General features: G+C 69.6%; 22 protein-coding genes. 10 read left to right on the top strand and 12 right to left on the bottom strand.

Going from position 1 to position 26,542, the window contains the following annotated elements; translation table 11 throughout:
* The first annotated feature begins 131 nt into the window (after positions 1–131).
* A complete protein-coding gene (locus tag FKO37_RS34920; RefSeq protein ID WP_205669957.1) occupies positions 132–1,112 on the top strand; it encodes a chitinase in 981 nt (326 codons plus the stop codon).
* A gap of 835 nt (positions 1,113–1,947) precedes the next feature.
* On the opposite strand, the gene FKO37_RS34915 is transcribed toward FKO37_RS34920, so the two are convergent.
* From FKO37_RS34915 to fabG, 7 genes are all read right to left on the bottom strand, one after another.
* Complete coding sequence (locus tag FKO37_RS34915; RefSeq protein WP_037814910.1) at positions 1,948–2,499, bottom strand: GrpB family protein; 552 nt, start codon at positions 2,497–2,499, stop codon at positions 1,948–1,950.
* Between the two features lie 70 nt (positions 2,500–2,569).
* The gene (locus FKO37_RS34910; RefSeq protein WP_037814911.1) at positions 2,570–3,664 is read right to left on the bottom strand and encodes an acyl-CoA dehydrogenase family protein; all 1,095 of its coding nucleotides are present in this window, start codon (positions 3,662–3,664) and stop codon (positions 2,570–2,572) included.
* Positions 3,661–4,839 carry an acyl-CoA dehydrogenase family protein gene (locus FKO37_RS34905; protein WP_037814913.1) on the bottom strand — a complete coding sequence of 393 codons (1,179 nt, stop codon included), beginning with the start codon at positions 4,837–4,839 and terminating at the stop codon, positions 3,661–3,663. Before FKO37_RS34905 ends, FKO37_RS34910 begins: the two co-directional genes overlap by 4 nt.
* The gene (locus tag FKO37_RS34900; RefSeq protein WP_238607289.1) at positions 4,836–6,059 is read right to left on the bottom strand and encodes an acyl-CoA dehydrogenase family protein; all 1,224 of its coding nucleotides are present in this window, start codon (positions 6,057–6,059) and stop codon (positions 4,836–4,838) included. Before FKO37_RS34900 ends, FKO37_RS34905 begins: the two co-directional genes overlap by 4 nt.
* Positions 6,059–7,084: a phosphotransferase family protein gene (locus FKO37_RS34895; RefSeq protein WP_238607288.1), complete on the bottom strand. Its 1,026-nt coding sequence runs from the start codon at positions 7,082–7,084 to the stop codon at positions 6,059–6,061. Before FKO37_RS34895 ends, FKO37_RS34900 begins: the two co-directional genes overlap by 1 nt.
* A 98-nt stretch (positions 7,085–7,182) precedes the next feature.
* Entirely contained in the window at positions 7,183–7,635 is a 453-nt protein-coding gene (locus FKO37_RS34890) for a MaoC family dehydratase (protein ID WP_037814918.1), read from the bottom strand.
* A gap of 5 nt (positions 7,636–7,640) precedes the next feature.
* Complete coding sequence (gene fabG, locus FKO37_RS34885) at positions 7,641–8,396, bottom strand: 3-oxoacyl-ACP reductase FabG (protein WP_037814923.1); 756 nt, start codon at positions 8,394–8,396, stop codon at positions 7,641–7,643.
* A 140-nt stretch (positions 8,397–8,536) separates the two neighbouring features.
* Between fabG and FKO37_RS34880 the strand changes: the two genes are divergently transcribed.
* The 3 genes from FKO37_RS34880 (at position 8,537) to FKO37_RS34870 (ending at position 11,624) form a co-directional block, all read left to right on the top strand.
* The gene (locus FKO37_RS34880) at positions 8,537–9,715 is read left to right on the top strand and encodes a sensor histidine kinase (protein WP_238607287.1); all 1,179 of its coding nucleotides are present in this window, start codon (positions 8,537–8,539) and stop codon (positions 9,713–9,715) included.
* A gap of 10 nt (positions 9,716–9,725) precedes the next feature.
* On the top strand, positions 9,726–10,388 hold the full coding sequence (locus FKO37_RS34875; RefSeq protein ID WP_043835809.1) for a response regulator transcription factor: 663 nt from the start codon (positions 9,726–9,728) through the stop codon (positions 10,386–10,388).
* Positions 10,389–10,490: 102 nt separating this feature from the next.
* Entirely contained in the window at positions 10,491–11,624 is a 1,134-nt protein-coding gene (locus tag FKO37_RS34870) for a glycosyltransferase 87 family protein (RefSeq protein ID WP_238607286.1), read from the top strand.
* Here the strand turns inward: FKO37_RS34870 and FKO37_RS34865 are convergent.
* The 4 genes from FKO37_RS34865 to FKO37_RS34850 all read right to left on the bottom strand — a co-directional run bounded on the left by FKO37_RS34865 (position 11,560) and on the right by FKO37_RS34850 (position 14,518).
* Positions 11,560–12,216 carry a DUF998 domain-containing protein gene (locus tag FKO37_RS34865; RefSeq protein WP_238607285.1) on the bottom strand — a complete coding sequence of 219 codons (657 nt, stop codon included), beginning with the start codon at positions 12,214–12,216 and terminating at the stop codon, positions 11,560–11,562. The two genes, FKO37_RS34870 and FKO37_RS34865, sit on opposite strands and share 65 nt — an antisense overlap.
* Before the next feature lie 39 nt (positions 12,217–12,255).
* Positions 12,256–13,335: a DnaJ domain-containing protein gene (locus tag FKO37_RS34860; protein WP_037814931.1), complete on the bottom strand. Its 1,080-nt coding sequence runs from the start codon at positions 13,333–13,335 to the stop codon at positions 12,256–12,258.
* A gap of 101 nt (positions 13,336–13,436) precedes the next feature.
* The gene (locus FKO37_RS34855; RefSeq protein ID WP_238607284.1) at positions 13,437–13,976 is read right to left on the bottom strand and encodes a GNAT family N-acetyltransferase; all 540 of its coding nucleotides are present in this window, start codon (positions 13,974–13,976) and stop codon (positions 13,437–13,439) included.
* Positions 13,976–14,518: a GNAT family N-acetyltransferase gene (locus FKO37_RS34850; RefSeq protein WP_238607283.1), complete on the bottom strand. Its 543-nt coding sequence runs from the start codon at positions 14,516–14,518 to the stop codon at positions 13,976–13,978. The genes FKO37_RS34855 and FKO37_RS34850 overlap by 1 nt, the downstream gene beginning before the upstream one ends.
* Positions 14,519–14,800: 282 nt before the next feature.
* Between FKO37_RS34850 and FKO37_RS34845 the strand changes: the two genes are divergently transcribed.
* The 6 genes from FKO37_RS34845 (at position 14,801) to FKO37_RS34820 (ending at position 23,551) form a co-directional block, all read left to right on the top strand.
* On the top strand, positions 14,801–16,237 hold the full coding sequence (locus FKO37_RS34845; RefSeq protein WP_308196564.1) for an APC family permease: 1,437 nt from the start codon (positions 14,801–14,803) through the stop codon (positions 16,235–16,237).
* Entirely contained in the window at positions 16,234–19,110 is a 2,877-nt protein-coding gene (locus FKO37_RS34840; protein WP_238607282.1) for a beta-mannosidase, read from the top strand. Before FKO37_RS34845 ends, FKO37_RS34840 begins: the two co-directional genes overlap by 4 nt.
* Positions 19,107–19,994: an ROK family protein gene (locus FKO37_RS34835; protein ID WP_238607281.1), complete on the top strand. Its 888-nt coding sequence runs from the start codon at positions 19,107–19,109 to the stop codon at positions 19,992–19,994. The genes FKO37_RS34840 and FKO37_RS34835 overlap by 4 nt, the downstream gene beginning before the upstream one ends.
* Positions 19,995–21,132: 1,138 nt before the next feature.
* Complete coding sequence (locus FKO37_RS34830) at positions 21,133–21,702, top strand: NADPH-dependent FMN reductase (RefSeq protein ID WP_037814941.1); 570 nt, start codon at positions 21,133–21,135, stop codon at positions 21,700–21,702.
* 23 nt (positions 21,703–21,725) lie between these two features.
* Positions 21,726–22,709 (top strand): ATP-binding cassette domain-containing protein, encoded by a 984-nt coding sequence (locus tag FKO37_RS34825; RefSeq protein WP_238607280.1) that lies wholly within the window; start codon positions 21,726–21,728, stop codon positions 22,707–22,709.
* On the top strand, positions 22,706–23,551 hold the full coding sequence (locus FKO37_RS34820) for an ABC transporter permease (RefSeq protein ID WP_134663516.1): 846 nt from the start codon (positions 22,706–22,708) through the stop codon (positions 23,549–23,551). The genes FKO37_RS34825 and FKO37_RS34820 overlap by 4 nt, the downstream gene beginning before the upstream one ends.
* A gap of 61 nt (positions 23,552–23,612) precedes the next feature.
* Here the strand turns inward: FKO37_RS34820 and FKO37_RS34815 are convergent, their stop codons facing one another.
* A complete protein-coding gene (locus tag FKO37_RS34815) occupies positions 23,613–26,336 on the bottom strand; it encodes a P-loop NTPase fold protein (protein ID WP_238607279.1) in 2,724 nt (907 codons plus the stop codon).
* Positions 26,337–26,542: the final 206 nt, after the last annotated feature.

The raw sequence follows: 26,542 nt of genomic DNA, 5'->3' as shown, positions 1-26,542 counted from the left end.
GGGCTGCGGCTCTTGACACGCCGATTTGGTCTAGTCCAGTGTGTGACGGCACCCTTCCGGGTGCACTCCTCCCGGGTTGATCCCGCCGCCTCAAACCGGAGGTGTTCCGTGGTGCTCGTGGGAGGAACACGATGAAATCAGTGCGTCGGCTGGCCGCGCTCGCGGCGGCGGCAGGGGCGGCTCTCGCGACCGCGGCCGGGGTGGCCACGGCCGCGCCCGCGTCCGCTCCGCAGGTGGCGGCCGCTCCGGACCCGGTGCTCGCTTCGCCGTACCTGTACCAGTGGGCGGGGCAGACCAGCGCGTCGGCGGCGATGTCCGCGACCGGGATCAAGACGTTCACGCTCGCGTTCATGCTGTCGGACGGCTCGTGCAACCCGAAGTGGGACGGCGACCGTTCGCTGACCGGTTCGGACAAGACCCTGATCAAGTCCATCCGCGACGCGGGCGGCGACGTCATCCCGTCCTTCGGCGGCTGGTCCGGCACGAAACTCGGCGCGAAGTGCTCGTCGGCCTCGGCGTTGGCGGGGGCGTACCAGAAGGTGATCGACGCGTACGGCCTGAAGGCGATCGACCTCGACATCGAGAACACCGACGAGTTCGAGAACGCGACGGTGCAGGACCGGATCCTGAACGCGGTCAAGATCACCAAGCAGAAGAACCCCGGCGTGCGCGTCGTGATCACGATCGGCACCGAAACGTCCGGCCCGAACGACTGGGGCAAGCGGCTGATCAAGCAGGCGAAGGCGATCGGCGCGCCGGTGGACGTGTGGTCGGTGATGCCGTTCGACTTCTCCAGCGGCGGCGACATGGCGGGCAAGACGAAGTCCGCGGTGGACGGTCTCGTGGGGCAGCTGAAGTCGACGTTCGGCTGGGACAGCGCCACGGCGTACCGCCATGCGGGCCTCTCGTCGATGAACGGCAAGACGGACAACCCCGGCGAGGTCGTCTCGGTGTCGGACTTCACCGCGATCCGCGACTACGCCTCCAGCCACCACCTCGGCCGGTTCACCTTCTGGGCCACCAACCGGGACTGCTCGGGCGGCGGGGAGTGCAGCGGAATCTCGCAGCCGAAGTACGCGTTCACGAAGATCGTGGCCGGGTACCACGGCTGAGCTGGTCCAGGCCGGTGACGAGGCCGCCGTTCCGAGGGGTGCGGCCTCGTCGCCACCTGCTCCGCGACCGGGTGGGGTGCTCGGTGGGATTCGGAGCGGCCGGTCGATGCCGGGGAGCCGCTTCTGACTGGGCGGACTGGCTGGGCTGAGTTCTGGCGCAGGGGGACAGCGGTCGGGTTGCGCCGAGGTTGGGGGTGCAGCGGGTCCGGATGGGCTCGGGACGGTGCGAAGAGGCCGGTCTGGACAGATGGGCCGCGGCAGCCCGGAGACGTTGGCGCGGGCCGGGGTGATTGCCGCGGTTGCTGGAGTGTCGTCTGGTGACTGCGATTGGTGGGGTTGCCGAGGGCACAGGGTTTGGGGTGGTCGCCGGGGTTGCTGGAGCCGTGTCGTCTGGCGGCTGCGATTCCCAGGGGCTGCGAGGGCGCAGGGTCGAGCGCAGTGGTGAGCGCGCGATGTGGCGGCCGCGATTTCGCACAGGTGCCGCTGGGGCGGGGGTGATCACGGTGATGTGGAGTGGCGGCTGCGATTCCCAAGGGCTGCGGAGGGCGCAGTGGCGGGCGGGGCGAGCGCGGTGGTTATCGCCCGACATGGCGGTCGCGATGTCGGGCAGGTGGCGCTAGAGCAGGGTGATCGCGGTGGCGTGGAGCGGCGGCTGCGATTCGCAGGAGCCGCTGAGGGCGCGCAGGGCCCGGCGGGATGATCGCCGGAGCACCCTCGACCGCAGAAGGCTCGGCGCAGAGGAGCTCGGCGCAGAGGTCGGCACGGTCGCGCGGTGGGGGCGCGACCGTACCGGGCTCGAACAGCGAGACTCGGCGCTAGCCGCAGCACACAGCCCTCAACCGCCCAAAACCCGCAGGACGAACTCCGTCTTCCCCGCCGTATACACCTCCCGATCCGTCACCTCCCCAGCCAGCCGTCGCTTCACCTCGGCGTACTCCTCGGCCAACCCGGGATCCGCCCGCAGCGCGTCCCGGAATCGGAGTTGTGCCTGCCACCGTGGATGTCCCTCCGGCAGCAGGTGCAGATGCGCCACCCGACACCGCCCCGCCGCATCGGGCAGCACGAAGAACCGCCGCCACGGTGCCGCGACGTCCAGTTCCGGCGGCACGAAACACCAGCCTTCAGCGGAAAGCACTGGCACTACCGCCGAGACCGTCGACGCGGACAGGTCCCACATCGGGGCCATCACGTCGAGCACCGGTTTGGCCGCCAAGCCGGGCACCGCTGTAGAGCCGACGTGCTCCACCTGCCCGGGAGCGAGCCAAGGCGCGAGCAGCCGCGCGATCTCAGCGCACAGCGCGGAGCCGCGTGAAGCCCACGTCGGATCCGGGGGATGGATTTCGGGTCGTTCGTAGGCCCAGGCCGGAGCATGGGACGGGTCATCCATGCCGGGCCGCAAGGGAGGCCGGGGTTTCGTCCATGCGGATCACGTTAACCCCGGCCACCGACAAAAACCGTCAGGCGGGAAGATCCACCAGATCAGCCAGCCGGGCCCGATGCCGTCCGGGGGTGCCGAAAGCGATCTGGTCGCTCTTGGCCCGCTTGAGATACAGATGCGCCGGATGTTCCCACGTCATCCCGATCCCGCCGTGCAGCTGGATCGCTTCCTCCGCCGCGTGCACCGCGATCGGCGACACCCTGGCCTGCGCGACCGACACCGCGATCGGCACGTCGTTCCCCGTCGCCAGCGCATCCGCCGCGTACCGAGCCGCGGCCCGTGCGTTGACCAGTTCCGTGTACAGATTCGCCAGCCGGTGCTTCAGCGACTGGAAACCCCCGACCGGACGGCCGAATTGGTACCGCCCCTTCAGGTACGTGACAGTCTCCGTCAACGCCCACTCGGTGATCCCGGTCTGCTCCGAAGCCAGCAGCCCAGCCGCAGTGGTCAGGGCGCTGTCCAACGCCTCGGCAGCAGCGGAACCGGTGCAAATCGTCTGTGCGGCAACGGAATTGAGAGTCACATCGGCGACCCGGCGAGTCAGATCCAGCGACACGGCCTCGGTCACGGTCGCCGCGGAAGCGTCCACGGAGTAAAGGCCAGGACCATCAGGGCCGACAGCCGGAACGATCAGCAGATCGGCGACCGAAGCATCGGCCACTGTGGACACCCGGCCGGACAAGGTTCCGTCGAGAAACGAAACAGCGGAAGGGAAAGCCGCACCCGGAGCGGTCGACAAAGGCACCGCCAAAGCGCCGATCACCGAGCCGGAAGCGAGCTGGGGGAGCAGGTCCGAACCCGCGGCCAGCAAGGCAGCCGTCGCGAGCACTGCACTGCCCAGGTACGGCACCGGCGCGACACTCCGGCCCAGTTCCTCCATCACGACCGCGACCTCGCGCGTCGAAGCGCCATGTCCGCCAAGGGATTCCGGCACCATCAGCCCGGCCGCGCCGAGGTCGGCAGCCAGCGTCTTCCACAGCGCGAGGTCGTACGGCGTGTCCGTTTCGACCCGAGCCAGCAGGGCCGTCGGCCCGGCCCGGTCGGTCAGCAGTGCGCGCACCGACGACCGCAGGTCCTCTTCCACATCCGAGTACAGCAGGTCCGGCGTGCTCATCGCGGCAGGTCCTTCCAGGCGACGTCCTTGTCCACCCGCGGCTCGGACGGCAGCCCCAGCACGCGTTCGGAGATGATGTTCCGCAGCACCTCCGAGGTACCGCCCTCGATCGAGTTTCCCTTGGCGCGCAAGTACCGGTACCCGGCGTCGCGGCCGAAGAAGTCGACCTGTTCCGGACGGCGCATCGTCCAGTCCTCGTAGCGCAGGCCCTCTTCGCCGAGCAGTTCCAGCTCCAAACCGGACAGCTGCTGGTTCAGCTCGGCGAACGCCACCTTCATCGCCGAACCTTCCGGACCCGGCGCGCCCACCGCGAGCTGCTGCCGCTGCCGCATTCCGGCCAGCCGCAGCGATTCCGCCTCGACCCAGTGCTGCACGAGCCGGTCGCGCAGTTCCGGCGTGCGCAGCTCCGGACGGTCCCGCCACGTCTTCGCGACCAGCCCGATCATGCCGCCCTCGCGCGGCATCGCGGTGCCGCCGATCGCGACGCGTTCGTTCATCAGCGTGGTCTGCGCGACCTTCCAGCCCTCGCCGACCGCGCCGATCCGCTGCGCGTCCGGGATCCGCACCTCAGTGAGGAAGACCTCGTTGAACTCCGCCTCGCCGGTGATCTGCCGCAGCGGCCGGACTTCGACGCCCGGTGCCGTCATATCGCACAGGAAGTACGTCATGCCCTGGTGTTTCGGCACGTCCGGGTCGGTGCGGGTGACGAGGATGGCCCACTGCGCGAGATGCGCGCTGGACGTCCACACCTTCTGCCCGGTCACGACCCAGTCGTCGCCGTCGCGGACCGCTCGCGTCGCCAGTGCGGCGAGGTCGGAGCCGGCGCCCGGTTCGCTGAACAGCTGGCACCACACCTCCTCGCCGGTCCACAGTGGACGGAGGTAGCGCTTCTTCTGCTCCTCGGTGCCGAACGCGAGAATGGTAGGCGCGGCCATGCCGAGCCCGATGAGGATCCGGCGCGGGTTGTTGTCCGGTGCGCCGGCGGCGGCGAATGCGGCTTCGACCTCGCCCTGCAGCGCACGCGGAGCACCCTGGCCGCCGAGTCCCTCGGGGAAGTGCACCCAGGCGAGCCCGGCGTCGAACCGGGCCCGCAGGAAGTCCACAGTGGACAAGGAAGCCGGATCGTGCGCGGCGAGGAACGCGTCGACCTGCGCCCGCAGCTCCTCGGCGGTCACTTGCCCGCCTCCGTCCGGTACTTCTTCAGCTCGCGCCGCGCCAGCGAACGCTTGTGCACCTCGTCCGGACCGTCGGCGAGCCGCAGCGTGCGCACCCCGGCCCAGATCTCCGCGAGCGGGAAGTCCTGCGAGACGCCGCCCGCGCCGTGCGCCTGGATCGCCTTGTCCAGGATCCATTCGACGGTCAGCGGGGTGGAGATCTTGATCGCCTGGATCTCGGTGTGCGCGCCCTGGTTGCCGACGGTGTCCATCAGCCACGCGGTCTTGAGCACCAGCAGCCGCTGCTGTTCGATCCGCACGCGCGCCTCGGCGATCCAGTCCTGCACCACGGCGGAATCGGCGATCGGACGCCCGAACGTCTCGCGCGACAGCGTGCGGCGGCACATCGCCTCCAGCGCGCGCTCCGCCATGCCGATCGCGCGCATGCAGTGGTGGATGCGGCCCGGCCCGAGGCGGGCCTGCGCGATGGCGAACCCGGAACCCTCGTCGGCGATCAGGTTCTCCGCGGGCACCCGCACGTCCTCGAACAGCACCTCGGCGTGCCCGCCGTGGTCGCCGTCGGTGTAGCCGAACACCTGCATGCCGCGCACGACGGTCAGCCCCGGCGTGTCGCGCGGGACCAGGATCATGCTCTGCTGCTGGTGCGCGGGCGCGTCCGGATCGGTCTTGCCCATCACGATGAAGATCTTGCAGTTCGGGTTCATCGCGCCGGTGATGTACCACTTGCGCCCGTTGATGACGTACTCGTCGCCCTCGCGCCGGATGCTGGTCGCGATGTTGCGCGCGTCCGAGGACGCCACGTCGGGTTCGGTCATCGCGAACGCGGAGCGGATTTCCCCGGCCAGCAACGGTTCCAGCCACTGCTTCTTCTGCTGGTCGCTGCCGAACATGGTCAGCACTTCCATGTTCCCGGTGTCCGGCGCGGCGCAGTTGACCGCGGCGGGCGCGAGGTGCGGGCTGCGGCCGGTGATCTCGGCCAGCGGCGCGTACTGCAGGTTCGTGAGTCCCGCGCCGTGGTCGCCAGGCAGGAAGAAGTTCCACAGCCCGCGTTTGCGCGCCTCGGCCTTGAGCTCGTCGACGACCGGCGGCGGCGACCACGGGTCGGTGCGCGCGGCCAGCTGCTCGTGGAAAACAGCCTCGGCGGGGTAGACGTGCGAGTCCATGAATTCGAGCAGTTGCCCGCGCAGTTCCTCGGTGCGGGCGTCGAACGCGAAGTCCATCAGTTCTCCTTGCTGAGCGTCTTGGCGCCCTGCTCGATCAGGGGAGCGACGGCGGCGCCGATCTGGTCGAAGCCCTCGCCGACGGTTTTGCCTTGCTGGAAGCGGAAGTAGATGCCCTCGAGGATCACCGCGAGCTTGAAGAACGCGAAGCTCACGTACCAGTCCAGCGCCGACAGATCGCGGCCGGACCGCTGGGCGTAGCGAGCGATCGTCTCGTCGGTGCCTGGATAACCGGGCGCGCTGCTGGCGTTGGACACCATCGGCAGCGAGAGCTGGTCGCGCTGCGCGTAGGTGATCATCAGGCCGAGGTCGGTGAGCGGGTCGCCGAGCGTGGACATTTCCCAGTCCAGCACCGCGGTGATCCGGTCGTCGCCGTCGACGAGCACGTTGTCCAGCCGGTAGTCGCCGTGCACGATCGCGGGCGGGCCGGACGCCGGGATCGCCGCGGCGAGCCGGTCGTGCAGCTGGTCCGCGCCCGGCAGGTCGCGGCTGCGCGAACCGTCGAGCTGCTTCTTCCACCGGCGCAGCTGGCGTTCCAGAAAGCCTTCCGGACGGCCGAAATCGCCGAGCCCGACCGCTTCCGGATCGACCGCGTGCAGGTCGACGAGCGTGTCCACCAGCGAATCGGCGATCGCCCTCGTCCGCTCCGGGCCGAGCTGCTCCAGCTCCTCCGCGGTGCGGTACGGCGTGCCCTCGACGAACTGCATCACGTAGAACTGCGCGCCGAGCACGTCCGCGTCCTCGCACAGCAGAACGGTTCCGGGCACCGGCACCGGAGTCCCGGCGAGACCGCTCATCACGCGGAACTCGCGGCGCATGTCGTGCGCGGTCGGCAGCACGTGGCCGAGCGGCGGACGGCGCACGACCCAGCGCTGCGTGCCGTCGGAGACGAGATAGGTGAGATTGGACCGCCCGCCCTGCACCACTTCCGCGGTGAGGGCTCCGGAGACGAGCCCGGGCCGCTCGCGGTCGAGATGGGCGCGCAGCCTCGCCAGATCGAGGCCGGGCGGGTCGGTTTCGGTCATCGGAAGGACTCCAGTTCGTGCGAGGTCGGGGCTTGCGCGCCCATGCCGCGTCGGGTGCGGGGACGCACCGGACGCCGCATCGGGGCGCGGGCGGGGGCTCAGAGGATGAGCCGGGAAACCATCTCGGCGACGCAGGCGGGTTTGTCCTCGCCCTCGATTTCGACGGTCCAGCGCACCACGGCCTGCTTGCCGCCGGGCACGTCGGTCAGCTCGACCAGCTCGGCGGTCCCGCGCACCCGCGAGCCCACCTTCACCGGCTGCGGGAACCGCACCTTGTTGAGGCCGTAGTTGATGCCCATCTTCAGGCCCTCGACCCGGTAGATCTCCGGCAGGAACGCCGGGATCAGCGACAGCGTGAGGAACCCGTGCGCGATCGTCGTGCCGAACGGGCCGGCAGCGGCCTTCTCGGCGTCGAGGTGGATCCACTGGTGGTCGCCGGTGGCGTCGGCGAACAGCTGCACCTGCTCCTGGGAGACGGTGTGCCATTCGCTCGTGCCCAAGGGCCCGCCCACTGCTTCGGCGAGTTCGGCGACATCGGAGAACACGCGCATCGGGATCAGTCCTTCGGTCCGCCGGCGACGTAGATGACCTGGCCGGACACGAATCCCGCGCCCTCGCTGACCAGGAACGACGCGACGTTCGCGATGTCCTCGGGCGTGCCGACGCGCTGCACCGGGATCTGCGAGGCGGCCGCGGCCTTGAAGTCCTCGAAGCTCATGCCGACGCGCTCGGCGGTCGCCGCGGTCATGTCGGTGGCGATGAACCCGGGCGCGATCGCGTTGGCGGTGACGCCGAACTTGCCCAGCTCGATCGCCAGCGTCTTGGTGAAGCCCTGCATGCCGGCCTTGGCTGCGGAGTAGTTGACCTGGCCGCGGTTGCCCAGCGCCGAGGTGCTGGACAGGTTGACGATCCGGCCCCACTTCTCCTGCGTCTGGTACTTCTGCACGGCGCGGGTCATCAGGAACGAGCCGCGCAGGTGCACGTTGAGCACCGAGTCCCAGTCCTGTTCGGTCATCTTGAACAGCAGGTTGTCGCGGGTGATGCCGGCGTTGTTGATCAGCACGGTCGGCGCGCCGAGCTCCTCGGCCACGCGGGTCACCGCGGCCTCGACCTGCTCGGCGTCGCTGACGTCCAGCGCGACGCCGACCGCGCGGCCGCCGTCGGCGACGATCGCCTCGGCGCCCTGCTTGACCCCGGCCTCGTCGAGGTCCAGCAGGCCGACGGCGAACCCGTCGGAGGCGAGGCGGCGGGCGACGGCGGCGCCGATGCCACGGCCTGCGCCGGTCACGATGGCCACACGGGAAGCGGTCACGGGGATCTCCTCATCGTCGAGAAAGCGGTTCGGCAGCGGCGCTAAGCGTACGCTTAGTACGAGAATTTCGCGAGACCTCGGAAGGGCGGTTCGCCGCGTGCGGCCGGAATTGTCGGTCCGGCCCGGTAGGGTCGCCGCCGATGAAGATCACGAGCGCGCCCCTCGTCGCGGCGGGACGCGCGCTGGGAGAAGCGGTCGCCGGCGGCGGCGGTCCGGTTGTCGCGCCCGGCCGGACGCACCAGGTGCTGACCGGGCTCGCGGCGCTCGTCGCCGGGGTGCTCGCGTTTTTTCCGGCCGACCGCGCGACCGAGGGCGCGCGGGTGCTGGCGGCCGCGCTGACCCTGTTCGCGGTCGGGCTGACGCTGGTGCGTCCGCTGTGGTCCTGGCGGGTGCTGATCGTCCTCGTGGGCTGCGCGGACCAGCTGTACGGGATCCATGCCCGGTTCGGCTGGCCCTGGACCGAGGGGTTCGCGCTGGCGGCGATCCCGGTGCTCGCCGCGGTCGGCCGCAACCACCGGCCGGGCGTGCTGGCGTGGGTCTGGCTGATCTCCACCGGGGTCAGCGCCCTGCTGGCGAACGTGCGCGGCGAGCTGGTCGTGATCTCCGTGCTGCTCGCGGTGCCGCTGGCGTTCGGCTGGCTGGTTTCGCGGCTGCGCGGCGCCGAACGCGACCTGGAAGCGGAGTCCACCCGTCGCGCGGTGCTGGAGGAACGCGCCCGGATCGCCCGCGAGCTGCACGACGTGGTCGCGCACCACATGTCGGTGCTGGCCATGCGTGCGGATTCGGCGCGCTACCGGTTCCCCGGCCTCGACGACGGGCTGCGCGAGGAGTTCCAGTCGATTCAGGACACCGCCCGCAACGGGATGACCGAAATGCGCCGGCTGCTCGGCCTGCTGCGGGCCGAGCAAGCCGGTCAGGAGACCGAGCCGCAGCCCGGAGCCGAGCAGATCGAACAGCTGGTGGAACGGGTCCGCGCGGCGGGCACTGACGTGCGGTTCGAGCTGCGCGGCGATTACCGCGGGCTGCCCGAGGGCGTCGGGTTGTCCGCGTACCGGATCGTCCAGGAAGGGCTCAGCAACGCGGTGCGGCACGCTCCCGGCGCGCCGGTCGAGGTGTTCGTGCACGTCGGACCAGGTGAGCTGCGGCTCGTCGTGCAGGACACCGGTGCCGTCGCGAGCGCTCCCGAGGACACCGCGGGGCGGGCGAAACACGGACTGCTCGGGATGCGGGAACGCGCGGCGGCGCTCGGCGGTACGTTCTCCGCGGAGCGAAGGGACAACGGCGGATTCGCCGTCGTCGTGACCGTTCCGCTGGACTAGGGGGACAGCCATGGCGGTGACGGTGGTGATCGCCGACGACCAGACCATGGTCCGGCAGAGCTTTCGCGCGGTGCTGGCCGCGCAGCCGGACATCGAGGTGGTCGGCGAAGCGGCCACCGGGACCGAGGCGGTGGCCGCGTGCCGCGCGCTGCGCCCGGACCTGGTGCTGATGGACATCCGGATGCCGGACCTCGACGGGCTCGCCGCCACCCGGCTCATCCTCGGCGACGGCGAGGACGCGGGGCCACGGGTGCTCGTGCTGACCACGTTCGACGCGGACGAATACGTCTACGGCGCGCTCAGCGCCGGTGCCAGCGGTTTCCTGCTGAAGGACTCGCCGCTGGACGACCTGGTCGTCGCGGTCCGGATGGTGGCGGCGGGCAACGCGCTGTTCGCGCCCGCGGTGACCCGCCGCGTGATCGAGGGGTTCGCCGGGACGCGGCGGCCGACTCAGGACGTCGGCAGGCTGTCCGAGCTGACCGCGCGCGAACTCGAGGTGCTGCGCCTGATCGCGCGCGGACTGTCCAACGCGGACATCGCCGCGCAGCTGGTGATCGCGGAACAGACCGCCAAGACGCACGTCAGCCGGGTGCTGGGCAAGCTCGGAGTCCGAGACCGCGCACAAGCCGTGGTCATGGCCTACGAGGCGAAGTTCGTGGTGCCGGGCCAGTGATACGCCGGTAGCACTCGCGCGCGGGCACGCTACCGGGGGAGCAGCCGAAGACAGCTCCGCGGACCGACGCTTCCGGGGCACTCGTCTCCCTAGCTTTCCCTTGTGCGCCAAGAGAAAAACATTGTCGTCGTGGTGATCGCCGCGTTGGCCGGGATCGCCGTCTTCCGCTGGCTCGGCGGAGCACCGCTCGGGGTGGACAGCGCGGTGTACCGCGCCGGTGCGCTGGCCGTGCTGCGCGGACAGCCGCTTTACGAGCCCTTGCTGGCTCTCGACCCGAAATCCGCGCTGGAACTGCCTTTCACGTACCCGCCGAGCGCGGCGTTGCTGTTCCTGCCGCTGGCCGCGCTCCCGGCGCACTTCGCGTGGCTGCTGATCGCGGTCGGCTCGGTGCTCGCGCTGTGGTCGGTGTCGCGCCGGTTCGCCCGTGAACGGCCGCTGCTGGCGCTCTGTCTCCTGCCCGTGCTGGAACCCGTGTGGCGGATGATTTCGCTGGGCCAGATCAACGGCGTCCTGATGGCCATGGTCGTGCTGGACGCGCTGCCGGTCCGCAACCGCAGATCCGGCGGAATGCTGATCGGACTCGCCGCGGCGGTGAAGCTGACCCCGCTGATCTTCGTCCCGTACCTGCTCCTGACCGGCCGCCGCGCCGACGCGTGGCGCGCGCTGGCGACCTTCCTCGGAGTGAGCGCCGCCGGGGCGCTGCTCCTGCCAGGGGATTCGATCCGGTACTGGACCTCGGCCATGCTGGACAACCGCAACGCCGGAACCCTCGACTGGGTCCTCGACCAGTCCCTGCACGGCATGTTCGCGAGGTTCGGCGCGACCTCGCTCGGTTGGTACGCGGCGTCGGCCGCAGTGTGCCTGCTGGCGGGCGCGCTGCTGGTCCGCGAGTTCCACCGGCGCGGCGACCCGCGAGCCGCGCTGCTCGTGACGGCGGGCTGCGGGCTGCTGGTGAGCCCGCTTTCCTGGACGCACCACTGGATTTGGGCCGTGCCGCTGGTCGGTTTTCTGTCGGGCAAACGGGCCGGGCTGATCTGCGCCGGAGCGGTTTTCAGCGGGATCGCGCTGGCTGTGGTTCCCGAAGGCGGGCACCGGGAACTGTCCTGGAACCCGGTCGAGATGGTGCTGGGCAACGCCTACGTGCTGAGCGCGTCGGCTGTCGGCGCGGTCCTCAGCGTCCGGCTGCTGACCCGGCGCTCGGGGCGGCTAGTGCGGCCAGCGCGACAAGTTCGGTGAGCGCCATCCCGCGTTCGACGAGGCCGAGCGGGATGAGCAGCCACCAGCGCTGGTCGGTCAGCGCGGCGACGGCGACCGCGCCGAGGATCACCGCGAACCAGGCGAGCGACGCGACGGCGAGCGCGCGGGCGACGAACCGGCGGCGCGGGGAGTCCGGAAAAGCTGCGCGCGCCGAGACGAGCACCGCAAGCGGAAGGCAGACGAAGGCGACGACACTGGCGATCCGGTGCAGCGTGCCGCCCGCGCCGGTCGCCGCCGCGTTGGTCCAGTCGGTCTTCGGGAACGCGACGATCACCAGCAGCCCGGCCGTCCAGAACGCGCCGAGCACGGCCGCGAGGACCGGCAGCCGTCCTTGCAGCCGCAGAACGGCGAACGCGATCGCCGAACCGGCCGCGACCAGCACGATTGCCAGGTCGAACACCCATTTGTGGTCCGACCGCCCGTACTCGCTGATAGTCCGCCAGGTCGCGCTGATCTCGTCGGTCGGCGGCACCAGTTGCAACAGCAGCATCAGCACGGCGCCGAGAGCCAGCGCGGCGATCCCGGCCAGCGCGAGCAGGACGGGGCGGCGGTCGGCGCGCACGGTTGTCATGCACTCACAGTGACACATGCCGGATATGTCCCGGGTGAATCAGGCCGCCCGGCCGGATCCGGTGACCTGCGCGCGCACCGTGCGCAGCGCGTTGTGGTCCACAGTGGACGGTTCGGCGGACAGCCAGCCGCCGATCTCGTGCAGGAACTGCTCCGGCGTCATCGGCGGACCGGGCTCGCCGTCCGGTTCGGCGGTGGTGACCTCGCCGTCGCGGCTCGGGTACACGATCATCGCGCCGCGCAGCGCGACGCCGGGCAGCAGTTCGCGGTAGCGCTCCAGGCTTTCTTCCAGCTGGCTGCCGCCGCCGCGGAACGGGCGCCCGTTGCGCAGCAGCCGTCCGTCCTCGGCGGTTTCGTAGTGCCCGGGCAGCCAGAGCTTCGATTCGACCAGCACCAGGCGTTTCCCGCACAGCACCGCGTGGTCGACGTCGGCGAACACCGAACCGGGCCACGCGAGACCGTGGAAGATGCGCGCGCCAGGCAACCGGGTCAGATACCGCTCCAGCAGGTCGGCGGTGAGCCGTTCGGCCAGCTCGTCGGCCTCGGCGCCGGGGGCGCCGAACACCGCGCTGCCGCCGAATTCCTCCGCGAACTCGTGCCGGGCGCGGCGCGCGGACAGGAAACCGCGGGCGAGCCGGTGCACGAGCAGCGCGGTGCCCGCGGTGAGCGCGAGCCAGACGATCAGCACCGGCGGCGTGAAGTCGATCCCGGCGAGCAGCGGCAACAGCACCAGCACCGTGCCGGCAATGGCCGCGACGACCGGCGTGTGCCCCGGCCCGCGCCGCCGTCCGTGCCGCATCCGCGGGTCGGCCGCGGCGAACGACCACCACTCCAGCGTTTCCGGATCGATCTCCGGCGCCTCCGGGCGGTAGCCGGGCTGCTCGCCGAACCGCCGCCGCGGCCGCGGTTTGGGCACCGAGGCGGCCGGGACGCCGGCGTCGTAGCGGGCGCGTTCGCTGGGGTCGGCGAGGGTGTCGTAGGCCTCGCGCAACAGCTGGAAGGTGCCGACCGTGCCGCCCGCGTCCGGGTGCAGCGTCTTGGCCAGCCTGCGGTAGGCGGCCTTGATCTCCGTGGGGGACGCGGTTTTCCCCACGCCGAGTACCGCGTAGTAGTCGGGCACGGTTCGGGTTCCACCTCCGGACGGCTGCTGCGCAACGATATGGGGTCGCCGGGGCGGCGTGCCATCCGCCTCCGCGGCGCGCCGGGGTGAACGTGTTTCCGCTAGGTGCGGGCCAGCCACTCGTCGCGGGTGAGCGCGTACTCGACGGCGTGCCGGTCGTCGCCTGGCGCGAAGTAGTCGGGATCGTCGGAGACGAAGTCGCGGATGTGGCGGAGCCCGATCGACGCCATGGTCGCCAGGGAGGCCTTGTTGCCCGCCGCGGTCCCGGCGAAGATGCGGTCCAGGCCGACCTCGCGGAAGCCGTACCGGAGCAGTTCGAGCGAGCCTTCCTTGGCGAGTCCTTTGCGCCAGTGCTTGCGGAGCAGTCGGTATCCCAACTCGGCTTCTTTCGGTGCTTCGGCGGGTCGTAAGGCCCAGTAACCGGCGAACTCGGCTTCGAGGAACCCGGCCCAGCAACCGAGCCCCGGCTGGGTGCCCGCGAGCAGTCTCCGAAGGGCTTCGGCCGACTGGTCCCGAGTCCGCACGCCGCCCAGGTAACGCATGACTTCCGGGTCGGCGGACATCTCGACCTCGTGCTCGAGATGTCCGGCGGACAACGGGACCAGGCGGAGCCGTTCGGTGTGCAGGACCGGTTGGGACATCAGGCGAACTCGCTAGCCAGCCACTCTTCGCGGCCGACGGCGTACTCGACCGCGTGCCGGTCCTCGCCCGGCGCGAAGTACTTCGGATCGCCGATGAAGTCGCGGAGGTGCCGGAGCCCGATCGAGGCCATCGTCGCCTGGGAGGCTTTGTTGAGCACCGCCGTCCTGGCGTAGATGCGGTCGAGCCCGACGTCGCGGAACCCGTGCCGGAGCATCTCAAGCGCCCCTTCCTTGCCGAGTCCTTTGCGCCAGTACCCGCGAAGCATTCGGTATCCCAATTCGGCCTCGCCCGCGGATTCGCCGGGACGCAGCGACCAGAAGCCGGCGAAAGCGGCGTCGACGAAGCCGGTCCAGCAACCGATCCCGCCCCCGGCGTACGCGAGGGTTCGCCGGAGCTCGTCCGCTGACTGCTCCGGGGTCTGCGCACCGGCCAGGAAGCGCATCACCTCGGGGTCGGCGGAGAGTTCGACCAGGTGCTCGAGATGTCCGGCGGACAACGGGACCAGGCGAAGGCGTTCGGTGTGCAAGATCGGTTGGGACATCAGGCGAACGCTCCCGGGTCGGCGGACGACGGAAGCAGTCTGGCAGTCGCGCGGTCCGCCCGTCAGCCGGTTTTCCAGTCGCGCGGCACGGCTCCCGATCAGCGGCGCCATCCCGCCGGAGCGCCCGTCCGCGTCGCGAGACGGCCCGTCCGCGGGACCCGCGCCCCACCGTCCCCTTCTCCCACTCCCGCACCGGTTTCGGCAACTTTCCGGACGCAGCCCTTCCGCACCCCGTTCCTCTTATGTTAAGAAGCTTTACTAACTATTGGATGGAGGCACGACGTGAGCTCACCCACCCGCCCGGGGGACTCCGCGACCCTTCCGGGGAACGGTCTCGAACGCCGGATCGGGCCGCTGCAGGCGACCGCGATCAACATGACGCAGATGTGCGGGATCGGCCCGTTCGTCACGATCCCCGCGATGGTCGCGACCATGGGCGGCCCGCAGGCGATGTTCGGCTGGATCATCGGCGCGATCATCGCGCTCGCCGACGGGCTGGTGTGGGCCGAACTGGGCGCCGCGCTGCCCGGGGCCGGCGGCACCTACATCTACCTGCGCGAAGCGTTCCAGTACCGCACCGGGCGGCTGATGCCGTTCCTCTTCGCCTGGAGCGCGGTGCTGTTCATCCCGCTCATCATGTCCACCGGCATCATCGGGCTGGTCCAGTACCTGGGCTACCTGGTGCCGGGCGTGACCGACGCGGGCGGCGTCACCCCGCTGGGCAAGGTCATCGGCATCGGCCTCGTCGTGCTGATCGTGCTCGCGCTGTTCCGCCGGATCGGCCAGATCAGCAAGCTCACCACCGCGCTGTTCCTGATCATGCTGTTCGCCGTCTTCGCGGTGATCATCGCGGCCTTCTCGCACTTCGACGCGCACCAGGCGTTCGACTTCACCCCGGGCGCCTTCGGCTCGGGCGGCGCGTTCTGGTCCGGTCTCGGCGCGGGCCTCGTCATCGCCGTTTACGACTACCTCGGCTACAACACGAGCGCGTACCTCGGCGGCGAGGTCCGCAACCCGGGCCGCACGCTCCCGCGGTCGATCATCTTCTCCATCCTCGGCATCATGACGCTCTACTTCCTGCTGCAGGTGGGCGTTCTCGGCTCGCAGCCGCTGGAGTCGATCAAGAACGCGACGTCGGTGGCGTCGTCGGTGCTGGAGCAGGCGTGGGGTTCGGTGACCGCGAAGATCGTCACCGTCTTCATCGTGATCGCCGCGGTCGGTTCGGTGTTCGCCGGGCTGCTCGGCGGGTCGCGGGTGCCGTTCGAAGCCGCGCGCGACAAGGTGTTCCTGCCGGTGTTCGGCAAACTGCACCCGAAGCTGAACCTCCCGACCGCGGGCGTGCTCGCGATGGGCGTGATCACCGCGATCGGGTCGCTGTTCACTTTGACTGACGTGATCAACGCGGCGGTTACGGTGCTGGTGATCATCCAGTCTCTGGCGCAGGTCGCGGCGATCGTCGTGCTGCGCCGCCGTCAGCCGCACCTCAAGCGGCCTTACCGGCAGGTGCTGTATCCGGTGCCGACGATCATCGCGCTCGTCGGGTGGGTTTATGTCTACGTGTCGGCCAGTTGGCTTTCGATCTGGCTCTCGATCGGCTGGATCGTCCTCGGCGTCCTCGCCTTCCTGATCTACGCCTCGAAGGAAAAGGTGTGGCCGTTCGGCCCCAAGGAAATCCGCGAGGCGTTCGCGTCCCAACCGGCGGCGGGGGTGGAGTCGTGAGGAAGCCGCTGATCGCCGGGATCACCGCGCTCGTCCTCGTCCCCGGCGTGGTGACCGCCGTGTCGGCTACCGCTTCCGCGCAGCAGCCGGAATCGCTGGCATCGCGTCCGCAGGGGCAGTCGACGATCGGCCTCGGCGGCTGGCAGGTGCTGACCACCGCGCAGGTCAAGGACGACGGCACGGCGGTGTCGAAGCCCGGCTACCCGACGCACGGCTGGCTGAAGGTGAAGCCGGACGACGCGGGCGCGCCGGGCACCGAGATCAACGCGCTGGTGCAGAACGGCAAATGCCCCAACGTGTTCTACTCGGACAACATGCGTAAATGCTTCGGCTACCAGGCGAAGCGCGGACCGGTCACCGCGAAGCAGTTCAAGGACCCGTGGTGGTTCCGCACCGATTTCAACCCGGGTTTCCGGCCGGGCAAGAACGCGAAGCTGACCATCCCCGGCGTCGTCGGCGAGGGCGACGTGTGGCTGAACGGCACGCTCGTCGCGGGCAAGGACGTGGTGAGCGGCGCGTACGCGGGCCACACCTTCGACGTCACGAAACTGCTGCGGCCGGGCAGGAACACGCTCGCGGTCAAGATGTACCCGAACGACCCGAATTCGATGTACACGCTCGACCAGGCCGACTGGGCGCAGATCGTGCCGGACAACAACACCGGCCTGCAGTTCCCGCCGACGCTGCAGCTGTCGGACGCGCTGAGCGGCGACAACGCGCACGTCGTGCAGGACAACGCGGCGGATCTGTCGACGTCATCGCTGACCGCGAAGGTCGACGTGACCAACAACGCGGACACGCCGCAGACCGGCGAGGTCGCCGCGACGGTCACGCCGCCGGGGCGCGGGCGGTCGATCGTGGTGCGGCAGAACGTCACGATTCCCGCGCACGCCAAGCAAACCGTGACGTTCACGCCGGCGAAATTCCCGCAGTTGAAGATCGTGAAGCCGCAAGTGTGGTGGCCGTACTCGATGGGTGCACAGCCGTTGTACACCTTGGGTACGACAGTTTCGCAGGGCGGCGTGGTGTCGACGTCGTCATCGGAGACGTTCGGGATCCGGACGGTGACGTCGAAGCTGATCGGCAAGTCCCCGGCGCTGCCGGACGGCGCGCGGAAGTTCGCGGTCAACGGCCGCGACTTCGTGTTCCGCGGCGGCGGTTTCGCGCCGGACCTGTTCCTGCGCTACGACAAGGCCGACATCGCGCACCAGCTCGCGCTGATCAAGAACATGGGCCTGTCCGGCGTCCGGCTCGAGGGCCACGACATGCCCGCGGACTTCTACGAGCAGGCCGACCGCGCCGGACTGCTGGTGCTCGGCGGATTCCTCTGCTGCGACGCCTGGCAGCCGGAGCATCCGGAGAAACTGACCGATCGCGACTACCGGATCATGCACGATTCCGCGTATTCGATCGCGCAGGCCGAACGCAGCCACCCCAGCGTGATCACCTACGGCTGGAGCGACAACGAGCCGATCCCGCGGCAGGAAACCGAGACGCTGAGCGCGTTCAAGGCGGCTGACTGGGACGTGCCGGTGATCGCGTCGGCGGAGTACAAGAGCACCAAGACGCTCGGCCCGTCGGGGGAGAAGGAAGGCCCGTACGACTGGGTCCCGCCGAGCTATTGGTACGACTCGTCGACCTTCGACAAGACCGACCCGAGCCGCACGAACGCGGGCGGCGCCTGGGGTTTCGCGAGCGAGCAGAGCGCCGGGCACACCGTGCCGACGCTGGATTCGCTGCGGCGGTTCCTCTCTCCGGAGGAGCAGGCGAAGCTGTGGCAGGATCCGGCGTACAACCAGTACCACGCGAATTACGAATCCGGGCACGGCGGCTACAAGTTCGGCACGCTGTACACCCTGGACGAGTCGATCGCGCACCGGTACGGGAAATGGGATTCGCTGGAGTCCTATGTGGAATCCGCGCAGATCGCGAACTACGAGAACACCCGTTCCCAGTTCGAGGCGTTCCTCGCGCACGCCAACGACAAGAAGAACCCGTCGACCGGCGTGGTGTACTGGCAGCTGAACAAGGGCTGGCCGACCCTGCTGTGGTCCCTGTACAACAACGACGGCGATCAGCCGGGCGCGTATTTCGGCGCGCAGAAGGCGAACAAGCCGCTGCACGCGCTGTACACCTATGACACCGGCACAGTCGCGCTGTCCAACCTGGGCGCCGCGCGGCAGAACGGGATTTCGGTGCAGGCCAAGGTGTACGACACCGCGGGCAAGGTCCTTGACGACCAGACCGCTCCGGCGGTTTCGCTGGACAGCCAGGGCGTCGCGACCGGGTTGCTGAAGCCGAAGGTCCCGGCGGAGACGAAGGCTCCCGCGAAGGCGCAGGTGTACTTCGTGGAACTGCAGGTGCGCCAGGGCGGGAAGGTCGTGGACCGGAACGTCTACTGGATGTCGACGCAGAAGGACGTGGTCGACTGGGCGAAGACGCTGCAGAACCCGCAGGCGACGATGAGCCAGTACAGCGACCTCACCGCGCTGCGCGATCTGCCGAAGTCGCAGGTCAAGGTGACCGCGTCGACCCGACCTTCGCGAGGCCCGGACGGTACGGACACCGCGACCACGGTCACGATCGCCAACCCGTCGAAGACCTCCGCGGTCAGCTTCTTCCTGCGCGCGGACTTGCGCCGTGCCACGGACGGGTCGCAGCTGCCGGCCGCGACCTGGGACGACAACGACATCACGTTGTGGCCGGGCCAGTCGCAGACGCTGACCGTCCGCTACCGGGCCGCCGACCTCCGCGGCGCGGCCCCGACCGTCAGCGTCGACGGGTTCAACACCGGCAGGGTCGTGGTGCCCGCCGGTCCGCACCGGGACGGCCAGGAGGCTGTCCCGCCGGTCATCGAGGGGACCCGCGAGTGACATCGGAAGACCTGATCCTGGGCATCGATTTCGGCGGCACGAAAGTGGCGCTGGGTCTGTCCGACCGGACCGGCGCCCTGCTGGCCACGCGCCGCCTGGACACCGACGCCGAAGCAGGCGCCGAACAGGTGGTCACGCGGGCGTTGGCCGCCGCCGCCGAGCTGGTCGCCGGCGCCCCGCTGACCGCGATCGGCGTGGTCAGTCCCGGAATCGTGCTGCCGGACCGGATCCTGCTGGCCCCGAACGTGCCCGGCTGGGAAGAACTCCACCTGGCCGAGCTGGTGTCTGAAGCCTTTCCCGACGTTCCGATCGCGGTCGGCACCGACGCCAAAGCCGCGGCGCTGGCGGAATGGACCTGGGGCACGCTGAAGGGAGCCGACCCCGCGGTCTTCCTTTCCCTGGGCACCGGAATCGCCGCCGCGGTCCTCGTCGGAGGCCACCTGCTGACCGGCGCGAACGGGGCGGCCGGGGAGATCGGGTACAACCTGCGCACCCCTCAAGACGCCGACGGATTCGCCAGCGGAGCGGCGCCGCTGGAAGAAGCCGTCGGAGGCCGGTGGCTGGGCACGCGGGCAACCGCGCTGCTCGGCCGCCCGGTCACGGCGGGGGAGCTGTTCGCCTTGGCGCGGGAGAACACGGAGGCCAAGGAACTGGTCGCTTCGGCGCTGGACGAGCTCTCCATGCACGTCGCCAACCTGGCAATCGCCTTCGACCCCGCCCGGATCGCAGTGGGCGGCGGGTTGGTCCGGTCGGCTGATGTGCTGCTACCCGCGCTACGAGAACGCCTGACGGCAGCGGTGCCGTTCCCACCGGAACTGGTGCCTGCACGGTTCGACCAGGACGCTTCACTGCTGGGCGCGGTGGCTTTGGCGTTGCGAGAGTGAGACTTCCGTGACCGGCGGGGTTGGGCTGACGCTTCGCCGGTCACGGGTACCAATCGGTTGGCTTGTTCGCCGGTTGTGGTGGGTTGTTTGTTAGCCGCGCTGGGCTGGCTGGGTTTGGCAGCGTTGTCTGCCAGCTGTGGCGGGCTAGCGGCTGTTCGTTAGACGCGTTGGGCCTGGTTGGAGTGGCTAGCTGCTTTTGCCTGAGCTGTTCGGCAGCTGCGTTCGCCAGCCGTGGCGGGCTGACGGCTGTTCGTTAGGCGCGTTGAGCTGGCTGGATTTGCCAGCTGTGCTCACCAGCCGCGGCCGCCAAGGCAGTGGGCTCGGAGCCGTTCGCTCGCCCGTGCTGGGCTGGCTGCGTTTGCCTACGGCGTTTGGCGGCATTGTTCGCCAGCTGTGGCGGGCAGGCGGCTGTTTGTTAGTCGCCCTGGGCTGGCTGGGTTTGCCAGCTGTGGTTCACCTGCTGCGGCGGGCTCGAATCCGTTTGCCGTGCAGGCTGGCTGTGTTTGCCTGCGGCACTTGGCAGCTGCGTTCGCCAGCTGTAGCGGGCTGGTTGTTTGCTGGTCGCGCTGGGCTGGGTGGCGTTGGCTAGCCGCCTCTGTCTGCGGTGTTTGCCAGCTGCGGCGGGCTAGGAGGTGTTTGCTAGCCGAATTCCTCAGCCGCGCTTGCCTGCGGCGTTCGCCAGGCGCAGTGGTCCCGCGTTTCCGCCACCCTTCTGGCCAGCCTCGAACGGCGATGCCCCGCGCTCACGTTCCCGCGGCGAGTTCCGTGGGTGGTTGTGGCTGACGAGAACCGCGGCCCGCCGCGGCCAGGAGCCTGCCCCCACCCCGCAGCGTTGCCACGCGCTCCAATTCGCCGAACCTGCCCAGCCGCTAGCCGTGCCAGATCGCGTCTCGCACCTCCGTCGCCGCCGCCCGTTCCTTCTCATCCGAGGCTCGGCCAGCATCCGTTCACACTCAGCGAGCCCCCGCGCCCCGTAGGCCGCGCAGCCCGGCCACCGACCCCCGCCAGACCGCATCTCGCGCTCCTTCCCCCGCCCTCCCGCCACGCACTTCGCCCCTCTCACCGGGCCCCTGACCAGCCAAAACGCCCGCTAGATCCAACCTGGCAGCGCCGCGCACCGATCTGGCGCCCAAGAAGTGTGGACGAGGAGCTGCGGGTAGCCGTGCTCGTCGCCAGCACCCGGGAGGGCCGGGTCGGCGGCGAGATCGGCCGATGGTTCGTCGAGCGGGCCGCCGGGCACGGCGGGGTGGTGCTCGACGTGCTCGACCTCGCGACGTTCGCGATCCCGGCCCGGTTGCCTGCCGAGCCGACGGCCGGCATGGCCGGGTTCGCGAAGCGGATCGCGGCGGCCGAGGCGTTTGTGGTGGTCACGCCCGAGTACAACCGCAGCTTCCCGGCGTCGCTGAAGCAGGCGATCGACTGCGCGTACGAGGAATGGCGGGCCAAACCGGTCGGCTTCGTCTCCTACGGCTACCGCGCGGGCGGCCGCTACGCGGTGGAGCATCTTCGGGATGTCTTCACCGAACTGCACACGGCGACGGTGCGGGATTCGGTGTGTCTCGACCTGCTCGAGCACGAATGCGGTGACCCCGGCGCGGGTCCGCACGGCGAATCCGCAGGCCACGCGGCCTCTGCTTTGCTGGACGAACTGCTCTGGTGGGGCCTCGCGCTGCGCGACGGCCGGCGCGCGCGGCCGTATCGCGGATGAAGAACTGAGGGGAAGGAAAAAACATGAGCAACGCTGCCGGGGAACCGGCGATCGAGACTTCCGGGCTCGTCAAAGTGTTCGGCGAGACCCGGGCGGTCGACGGGGTCGACCTCGTGGTGCCCGCCGGAACCGTGTACGGCGTCCTCGGACCCAACGGCGCGGGCAAAACCACCACTGTCCGGATGCTCGCCACGCTGTCCCGTCCGGACGGTGGCGAAGCGCGGGTGTTCGGCCACGACGTGGTGCACGAGGCGGACGCCGTGCGCAGCCGGGTCAGCCTCACCGGCCAGTACGCCTCGGTCGACGAAGACCTGACCGGGCAAGAGAATCTGGTGCTGCTCGGCAAATTGCTGGGACATCGCACCGCCGCCGCGCGCGATCGGGCGGCTCAGCTGCTCGCGGCGTTCGGGCTCACCGACGCCGCGCGCCGGCAGGTGAAGAACTACTCCGGCGGGATGCGCCGCCGGCTCGACATCGCGGCGAGCATCCTCAACACCCCGGACCTGCTGTTCCTCGACGAGCCGACCACCGGCCTCGACCCGCGCAGCCGCAATCAGGTGTGGGACATCGTCCGCGCGATCGTCGCGCAGGGCACCACCGTCCTGCTCACCACGCAGTACCTCGACGAGGCCGACCAACTGGCGTCGCGGATCGCGGTCATCGACCACGGCCGCGTCATCGCCGAGGGCACCAAGGGCGAGCTGAAAGCCTCGGTCGGAGTCGGCGCCGTCCACTTGCGACTGCGGGACGCCGACCAGCGCGCGACCGCCGCCGAAGTGCTGGAACGCGCGCTGTCCGCCACCGTGCAACTGGATCCCGACCCGGTCGCGATCACCGCGCGGCTGTCGTCGGACGCGCACGAAGCCGCCGCCGATCGCGCGTCGCGGGCTCTCGCGGAACTCGCGAAGGCAGGCGTCACCGTCGACACGTTCTCGCTCGGCCAGCCCAGCCTCGACGAGGTTTTCCTGGCCCTCACCGCCCGCACAGCCACCGAGGAGGCGGCGTGACCACCGTCAAGGAACCCGATCTCGACCTCGCGGCCCCGAAACCGGACGAGCTGACCGCGGTCCTGCTCGCCACCGAACGCCCGCCGCGGCCGAGCGCGTTGTCCGCGTCGTTCTCCTTCGGCTGGCGGGCGGTGCTGAAGATCAAGCACGTGCCGGAGCAGCTGTTCGACGTCACCGCGTTCCCGATCATGATGACGCTGATGTTCACCTACCTGTTCGGCGGCGCACTGGCCGGTTCGCCGACGCAGTACCTGCAGTTCTTCCTGCCGGGCATCCTCGCGTCGAGCGTCGTGATGATCACGATGTACACCGGCGTCGCGGTGAACACCGACATCGCGAAGGGCGTCTTCGACCGCTTCCGCACCCTCCCGATCTGGCGGCCGGCCCCGATGGTCGGCTACCTCCTCGGCGACGTGCTGCGGTACCTGATCGCGTCCGTAGTGATCATGGTCGTAGGCCTGATCCTGGGCTTCCGCCCGGACGGCGGCGTCGGCGGCGTGGCCGCGGGAGTCCTGCTGCTGCTCGTGTTCTCGTTCGGGCTGTCGTGGGTGTGGACGATGTTCGGGCTGCTGCTGAGGTCCGAGAAATCGGTGATGGGCGTCAGCATGATGGTGATCATGCCGCTGACGTTCCTCAGCAATATCTACGTCGACCCGTCGACCATGCCCGGCTGGCTCCAAGCCGGCGTCTCCGCCAACCCGATCAGCCACCTGGTGACAGCAGTGCGCTCGATGATGTCCGGTACCTGGGACGGCGGTGCCATCACGTGGACGTTGATCGCGTCGGTCGCACTGACCGCGGTGTTCGGGACGCTGACAATGCGGCTGTACAACCGAAAGTGACCTTGCTTCGCGGGAGGCCGTGCGGTCGCGGACCGGACGGTCTCCCGGACAGGTCGGGGCTTCAGGCGGCGGGGGAGAGGACGTAGGAGAATCGGCGGACGGCCGGAATCCAGTGCTGGAACCGGGAAAGCGTGTCGATGCGCAGCGTGGCCGACACGTGGGTGAGGCCGCGATGCAGCTGACGCCAGTCCTGCACTTCGTTGTCGCACAGCGTCCCGGCGATCGGGTTCCGCCAGACCTCGCCGTGCCGCCGTGGTGCGCAATCGGCCACGAACCCGGCCCAGGCGGCGGCCGGCGAACGGTGGACGAGGCCGCCGGTGATCGACCGAACCGGGTCCGGCAGCGTGTCCAGCGCCTTTTCGAGCACATGCCTCGGCGCGGTGAGCAGCCCTAGCAGCGCTACGACTGCTTGGTAGTCACCAGATTCGGTGTCGTCGCCGAGGAAATGCGACGCCGCGGACAGATCCCGGGTTGCGCGCAGCATCCGGTACAGGTTGAAGAGCCGTTTCGCCTCGCGCGGAGTGCTGATCAGCACGTCCAGTTCGGACAGCAGATCGATCTCCGCGGACGTGAGCGGACGCGGCGGATCCGCAGCCCGCTCCGGACGGCTCTGACTGTCTACTTCGGACCCTTCCTCGATCTCGGGAACCAGGTCCGGGAGAGTCCTGGCCGGGGAAGGAATCTGCTGTGTCCGCGACCGTTCTTCTCCTGGCGGTCCTAGCAGGCGGTCGTCGGTCAGCGACCGCAGCAGCCGGCGAAGGCTTCCCTCGGACATCGTCGGCAACACGAACGGCAGATTGATGATCTTCCCGAGATAGTCCTCCGGCGACGCGAGCCTGCCTGCCTCCGGGGAATCGTCGAGCATTCCGTCGTAGCGGCTGTGCAACGACCGGGTCAGCCATCGCGGATCGACGCCGACCACCACCACGAACAACTCCAGGGCGAGCAGCAGATGCACCGCCTCCAGCACCTCGACCACCTGATGCGCGCTACACCGATCGAGGTCGTCGATGTACAGCACGATCCGGTCGATCGGGGTACCGCCCGAATCGGGGTGCGCGCGCCAGTCGTCCATGAGCTCGACCAGTTGCTCGAAATCCTTCCGGATGGTCGAGATCAGCCCAAGGTCGCGCCGGTAGGAATCGCCGTGCGCACGATCGGCCAGGAAAGCGTAAAGATTGCGGCCCGGCGTCAACTCGGTCAGCTCCCGGCCGAGTTCGCCGACCCGCGCCACCACTTCTTCCAGCTGTGCCTCGGCGACCCGCTGATCGGTCTCCGCCCGACGCAGTTCCTCGAGCATCCGGGCGACCTCCGGGGAGACCGTCCTGCTCGCGCCCCGACCGATGCCGCGGCGGAGATCCTCGCTGAGTTCGCGCAACGCCCGAAATCCCGACCGGGCCCGGTTCAGCAACGCGACCCCCGTGCCCGCCACCGCGGCGAACCCGATGCCGACTCCGGCCAGCCATTCCCGCGTCACCGGCACAATCGCGGCGGCGAAGAACCCGACGAACAAGATGACCGCGGACGCGACCAGCGCCGTTTTGCCCCACCGCCCCCTCGGCGATCTGCGCAATGCCTCGGCCTCGGACAACGTGCCGTGCAGTTGCTCGACGAGCAGCGCCCCTTGCTCGGCCGCGTCCTGAATTCCGAGACGCTGCCACACTTCCCGGCTGCCGCCCAGCGCCCGGATCAGGACCTTCGCGGTGTCCTTGCGATTCAGCGCGGCTTTGTCGACATCCGCTTGGAGTTTCGCGGCGGTCGCCTGCGCCTGGCGTTTCGCGTCCTCGAGTTCGGTGACCTGATCGAGTCGTTTGGCCAGCTCCTCGCGCAACTGGTCACGCCGCTGCTGCGCTTGAGGGCCCGGACCCGCGAGCTGCCGGAAGATCTCGTCGCCGAGACTGGCCCACAGATTGCGGTCCGCGTAGTGCCAGGCGTTGAACCCGATCTGGACGATCTCGCCGCAGTAAGCCGGATTGCCCGATCCTGCGAGCCGGCCCACCTCGGCCCGCATCAGCCCCATGAAGTAGCTCTTGCCGGACCCCCATTCACCGAACACCCCGACCGACAGCGGCGGCAGAGTGCTCCGGTCGGCGATCACCGTCGCCAGCATCGACACGTAGGGGGCGACACCGAGCCGGTCGCGTTCGAGCGGGATGGCGCGCGTCGGGTCGACCAGGTCGTTCGAGACACCGCCCGCCAGTTCGACCGCGGAGAACCGCATGACGCCCGCCTGGTGCCAGGCGGCGCGGATGGCGTCTTCCGCGGGTTCGGAGTTGCAGACGAAGACAAGACTGCGCGGGCCGCCACCGTCCTGAAGCGCGCTGACCGCCGCTGGAATCACTACCGCGGCGACTTCCTCATCGTTGAATCCGAGATCGCCGGTGCCCAGCAGCGGCAATCCGAACGCGACCGAGCTTGCCCTCGCCGCCACGCGAATGCCGGCTTCAGTGGCCGTAGCGATCGCTGGCAATGTCGGCGGGCCAGAGCCACCGCCTTCGTGTGGAGTCATGAGCACGGCAAACCGCAGGGAGTCCCTGCCGGCCCCGCGGATGCCCAGCACGTACGGCTGTTCCGGGACAATCGCTCCGTAGTTGATCGAATCCCAGCCCGCGTCCAAAGACTGTTCGCGGACGGCGCGGCCGAGGCTGCCAAGAATGCCGCCGACGGAGACCCCGATAGCGTCGACCCCGGACTCCCACGGACGGTTTGTGCGCACCACATGGCACGAGGTCCCGCCTGCTGAACCGAGATAACCGGAGTCGTTGTGTGCGGGTGTGCCTGCCATAGCAGCCTGCAGCCTCCACGACCTCGACGTCGACGCGAACGACCAGCCTAGCCAACCGCGCCGCTTCCGCGCTCGGATTGCGCGGTTTCGGTCCAGTGTGTGGTTTCGGGTGCGGCGGTGTTCGTGTCTCCTGCCTCCTTTTCCCCTTACGTTTCTCCTTCTCGTCCTTTCCTCCGGACGCTTGGCCTGGTCGCGGCCGGACGCAC

It is taken from the genome of Amycolatopsis sp. Poz14 (genome assembly GCF_006704225.1).
Classification (GTDB): Bacteria; Actinomycetota; Actinomycetes; order Mycobacteriales; family Pseudonocardiaceae; genus Amycolatopsis; species Amycolatopsis nivea.
Note: the sequence above shows the minus strand (reverse complement) of the source record. Positions and strands in the feature narration are given on the sequence as shown.

Bases quoted from the DNA above. Each gene is read 5' to 3' on its own strand.
- FKO37_RS34815 (WP_238607279.1), bottom strand. From the start codon at position 26,336: ATGGCAGGCACACCCGCACACAACGACTCCGGTTATCTCGGTTCAGCA.
- FKO37_RS34865 (WP_238607285.1), bottom strand. From the start codon at position 12,216: ATGACAACCGTGCGCGCCGACCGCCGCCCCGTCCTGCTCGCGCTGGCC.
- FKO37_RS34910 (WP_037814911.1), bottom strand. From the start codon at position 3,664: ATGAGCACGCCGGACCTGCTGTACTCGGATGTGGAAGAGGACCTGCGG.
- FKO37_RS34915 (WP_037814910.1), bottom strand. From the start codon at position 2,499: ATGGATGACCCGTCCCATGCTCCGGCCTGGGCCTACGAACGACCCGAA.
- FKO37_RS34895 (WP_238607288.1), bottom strand. From the start codon at position 7,084: ATGACCGAAACCGACCCGCCCGGCCTCGATCTGGCGAGGCTGCGCGCC.
- FKO37_RS34825 (WP_238607280.1), top strand. From the start codon at position 21,726: ATGAGCAACGCTGCCGGGGAACCGGCGATCGAGACTTCCGGGCTCGTC.
- FKO37_RS34890 (WP_037814918.1), bottom strand. From the start codon at position 7,635: ATGCGCGTGTTCTCCGATGTCGCCGAACTCGCCGAAGCAGTGGGCGGG.
- FKO37_RS34900 (WP_238607289.1), bottom strand. From the start codon at position 6,059: ATGGACTTCGCGTTCGACGCCCGCACCGAGGAACTGCGCGGGCAACTG.
- FKO37_RS34855 (WP_238607284.1), bottom strand. From the start codon at position 13,976: ATGTCCCAACCGGTCCTGCACACCGAACGGCTCCGCCTGGTCCCGTTG.
- FKO37_RS34920 (WP_205669957.1), top strand. From the start codon at position 132: ATGAAATCAGTGCGTCGGCTGGCCGCGCTCGCGGCGGCGGCAGGGGCG.
- FKO37_RS34875 (WP_043835809.1), top strand. From the start codon at position 9,726: ATGGCGGTGACGGTGGTGATCGCCGACGACCAGACCATGGTCCGGCAG.
- FKO37_RS34850 (WP_238607283.1), bottom strand. From the start codon at position 14,518: ATGTCCCAACCGATCTTGCACACCGAACGCCTTCGCCTGGTCCCGTTG.
- FKO37_RS34880 (WP_238607287.1), top strand. From the start codon at position 8,537: ATGAAGATCACGAGCGCGCCCCTCGTCGCGGCGGGACGCGCGCTGGGA.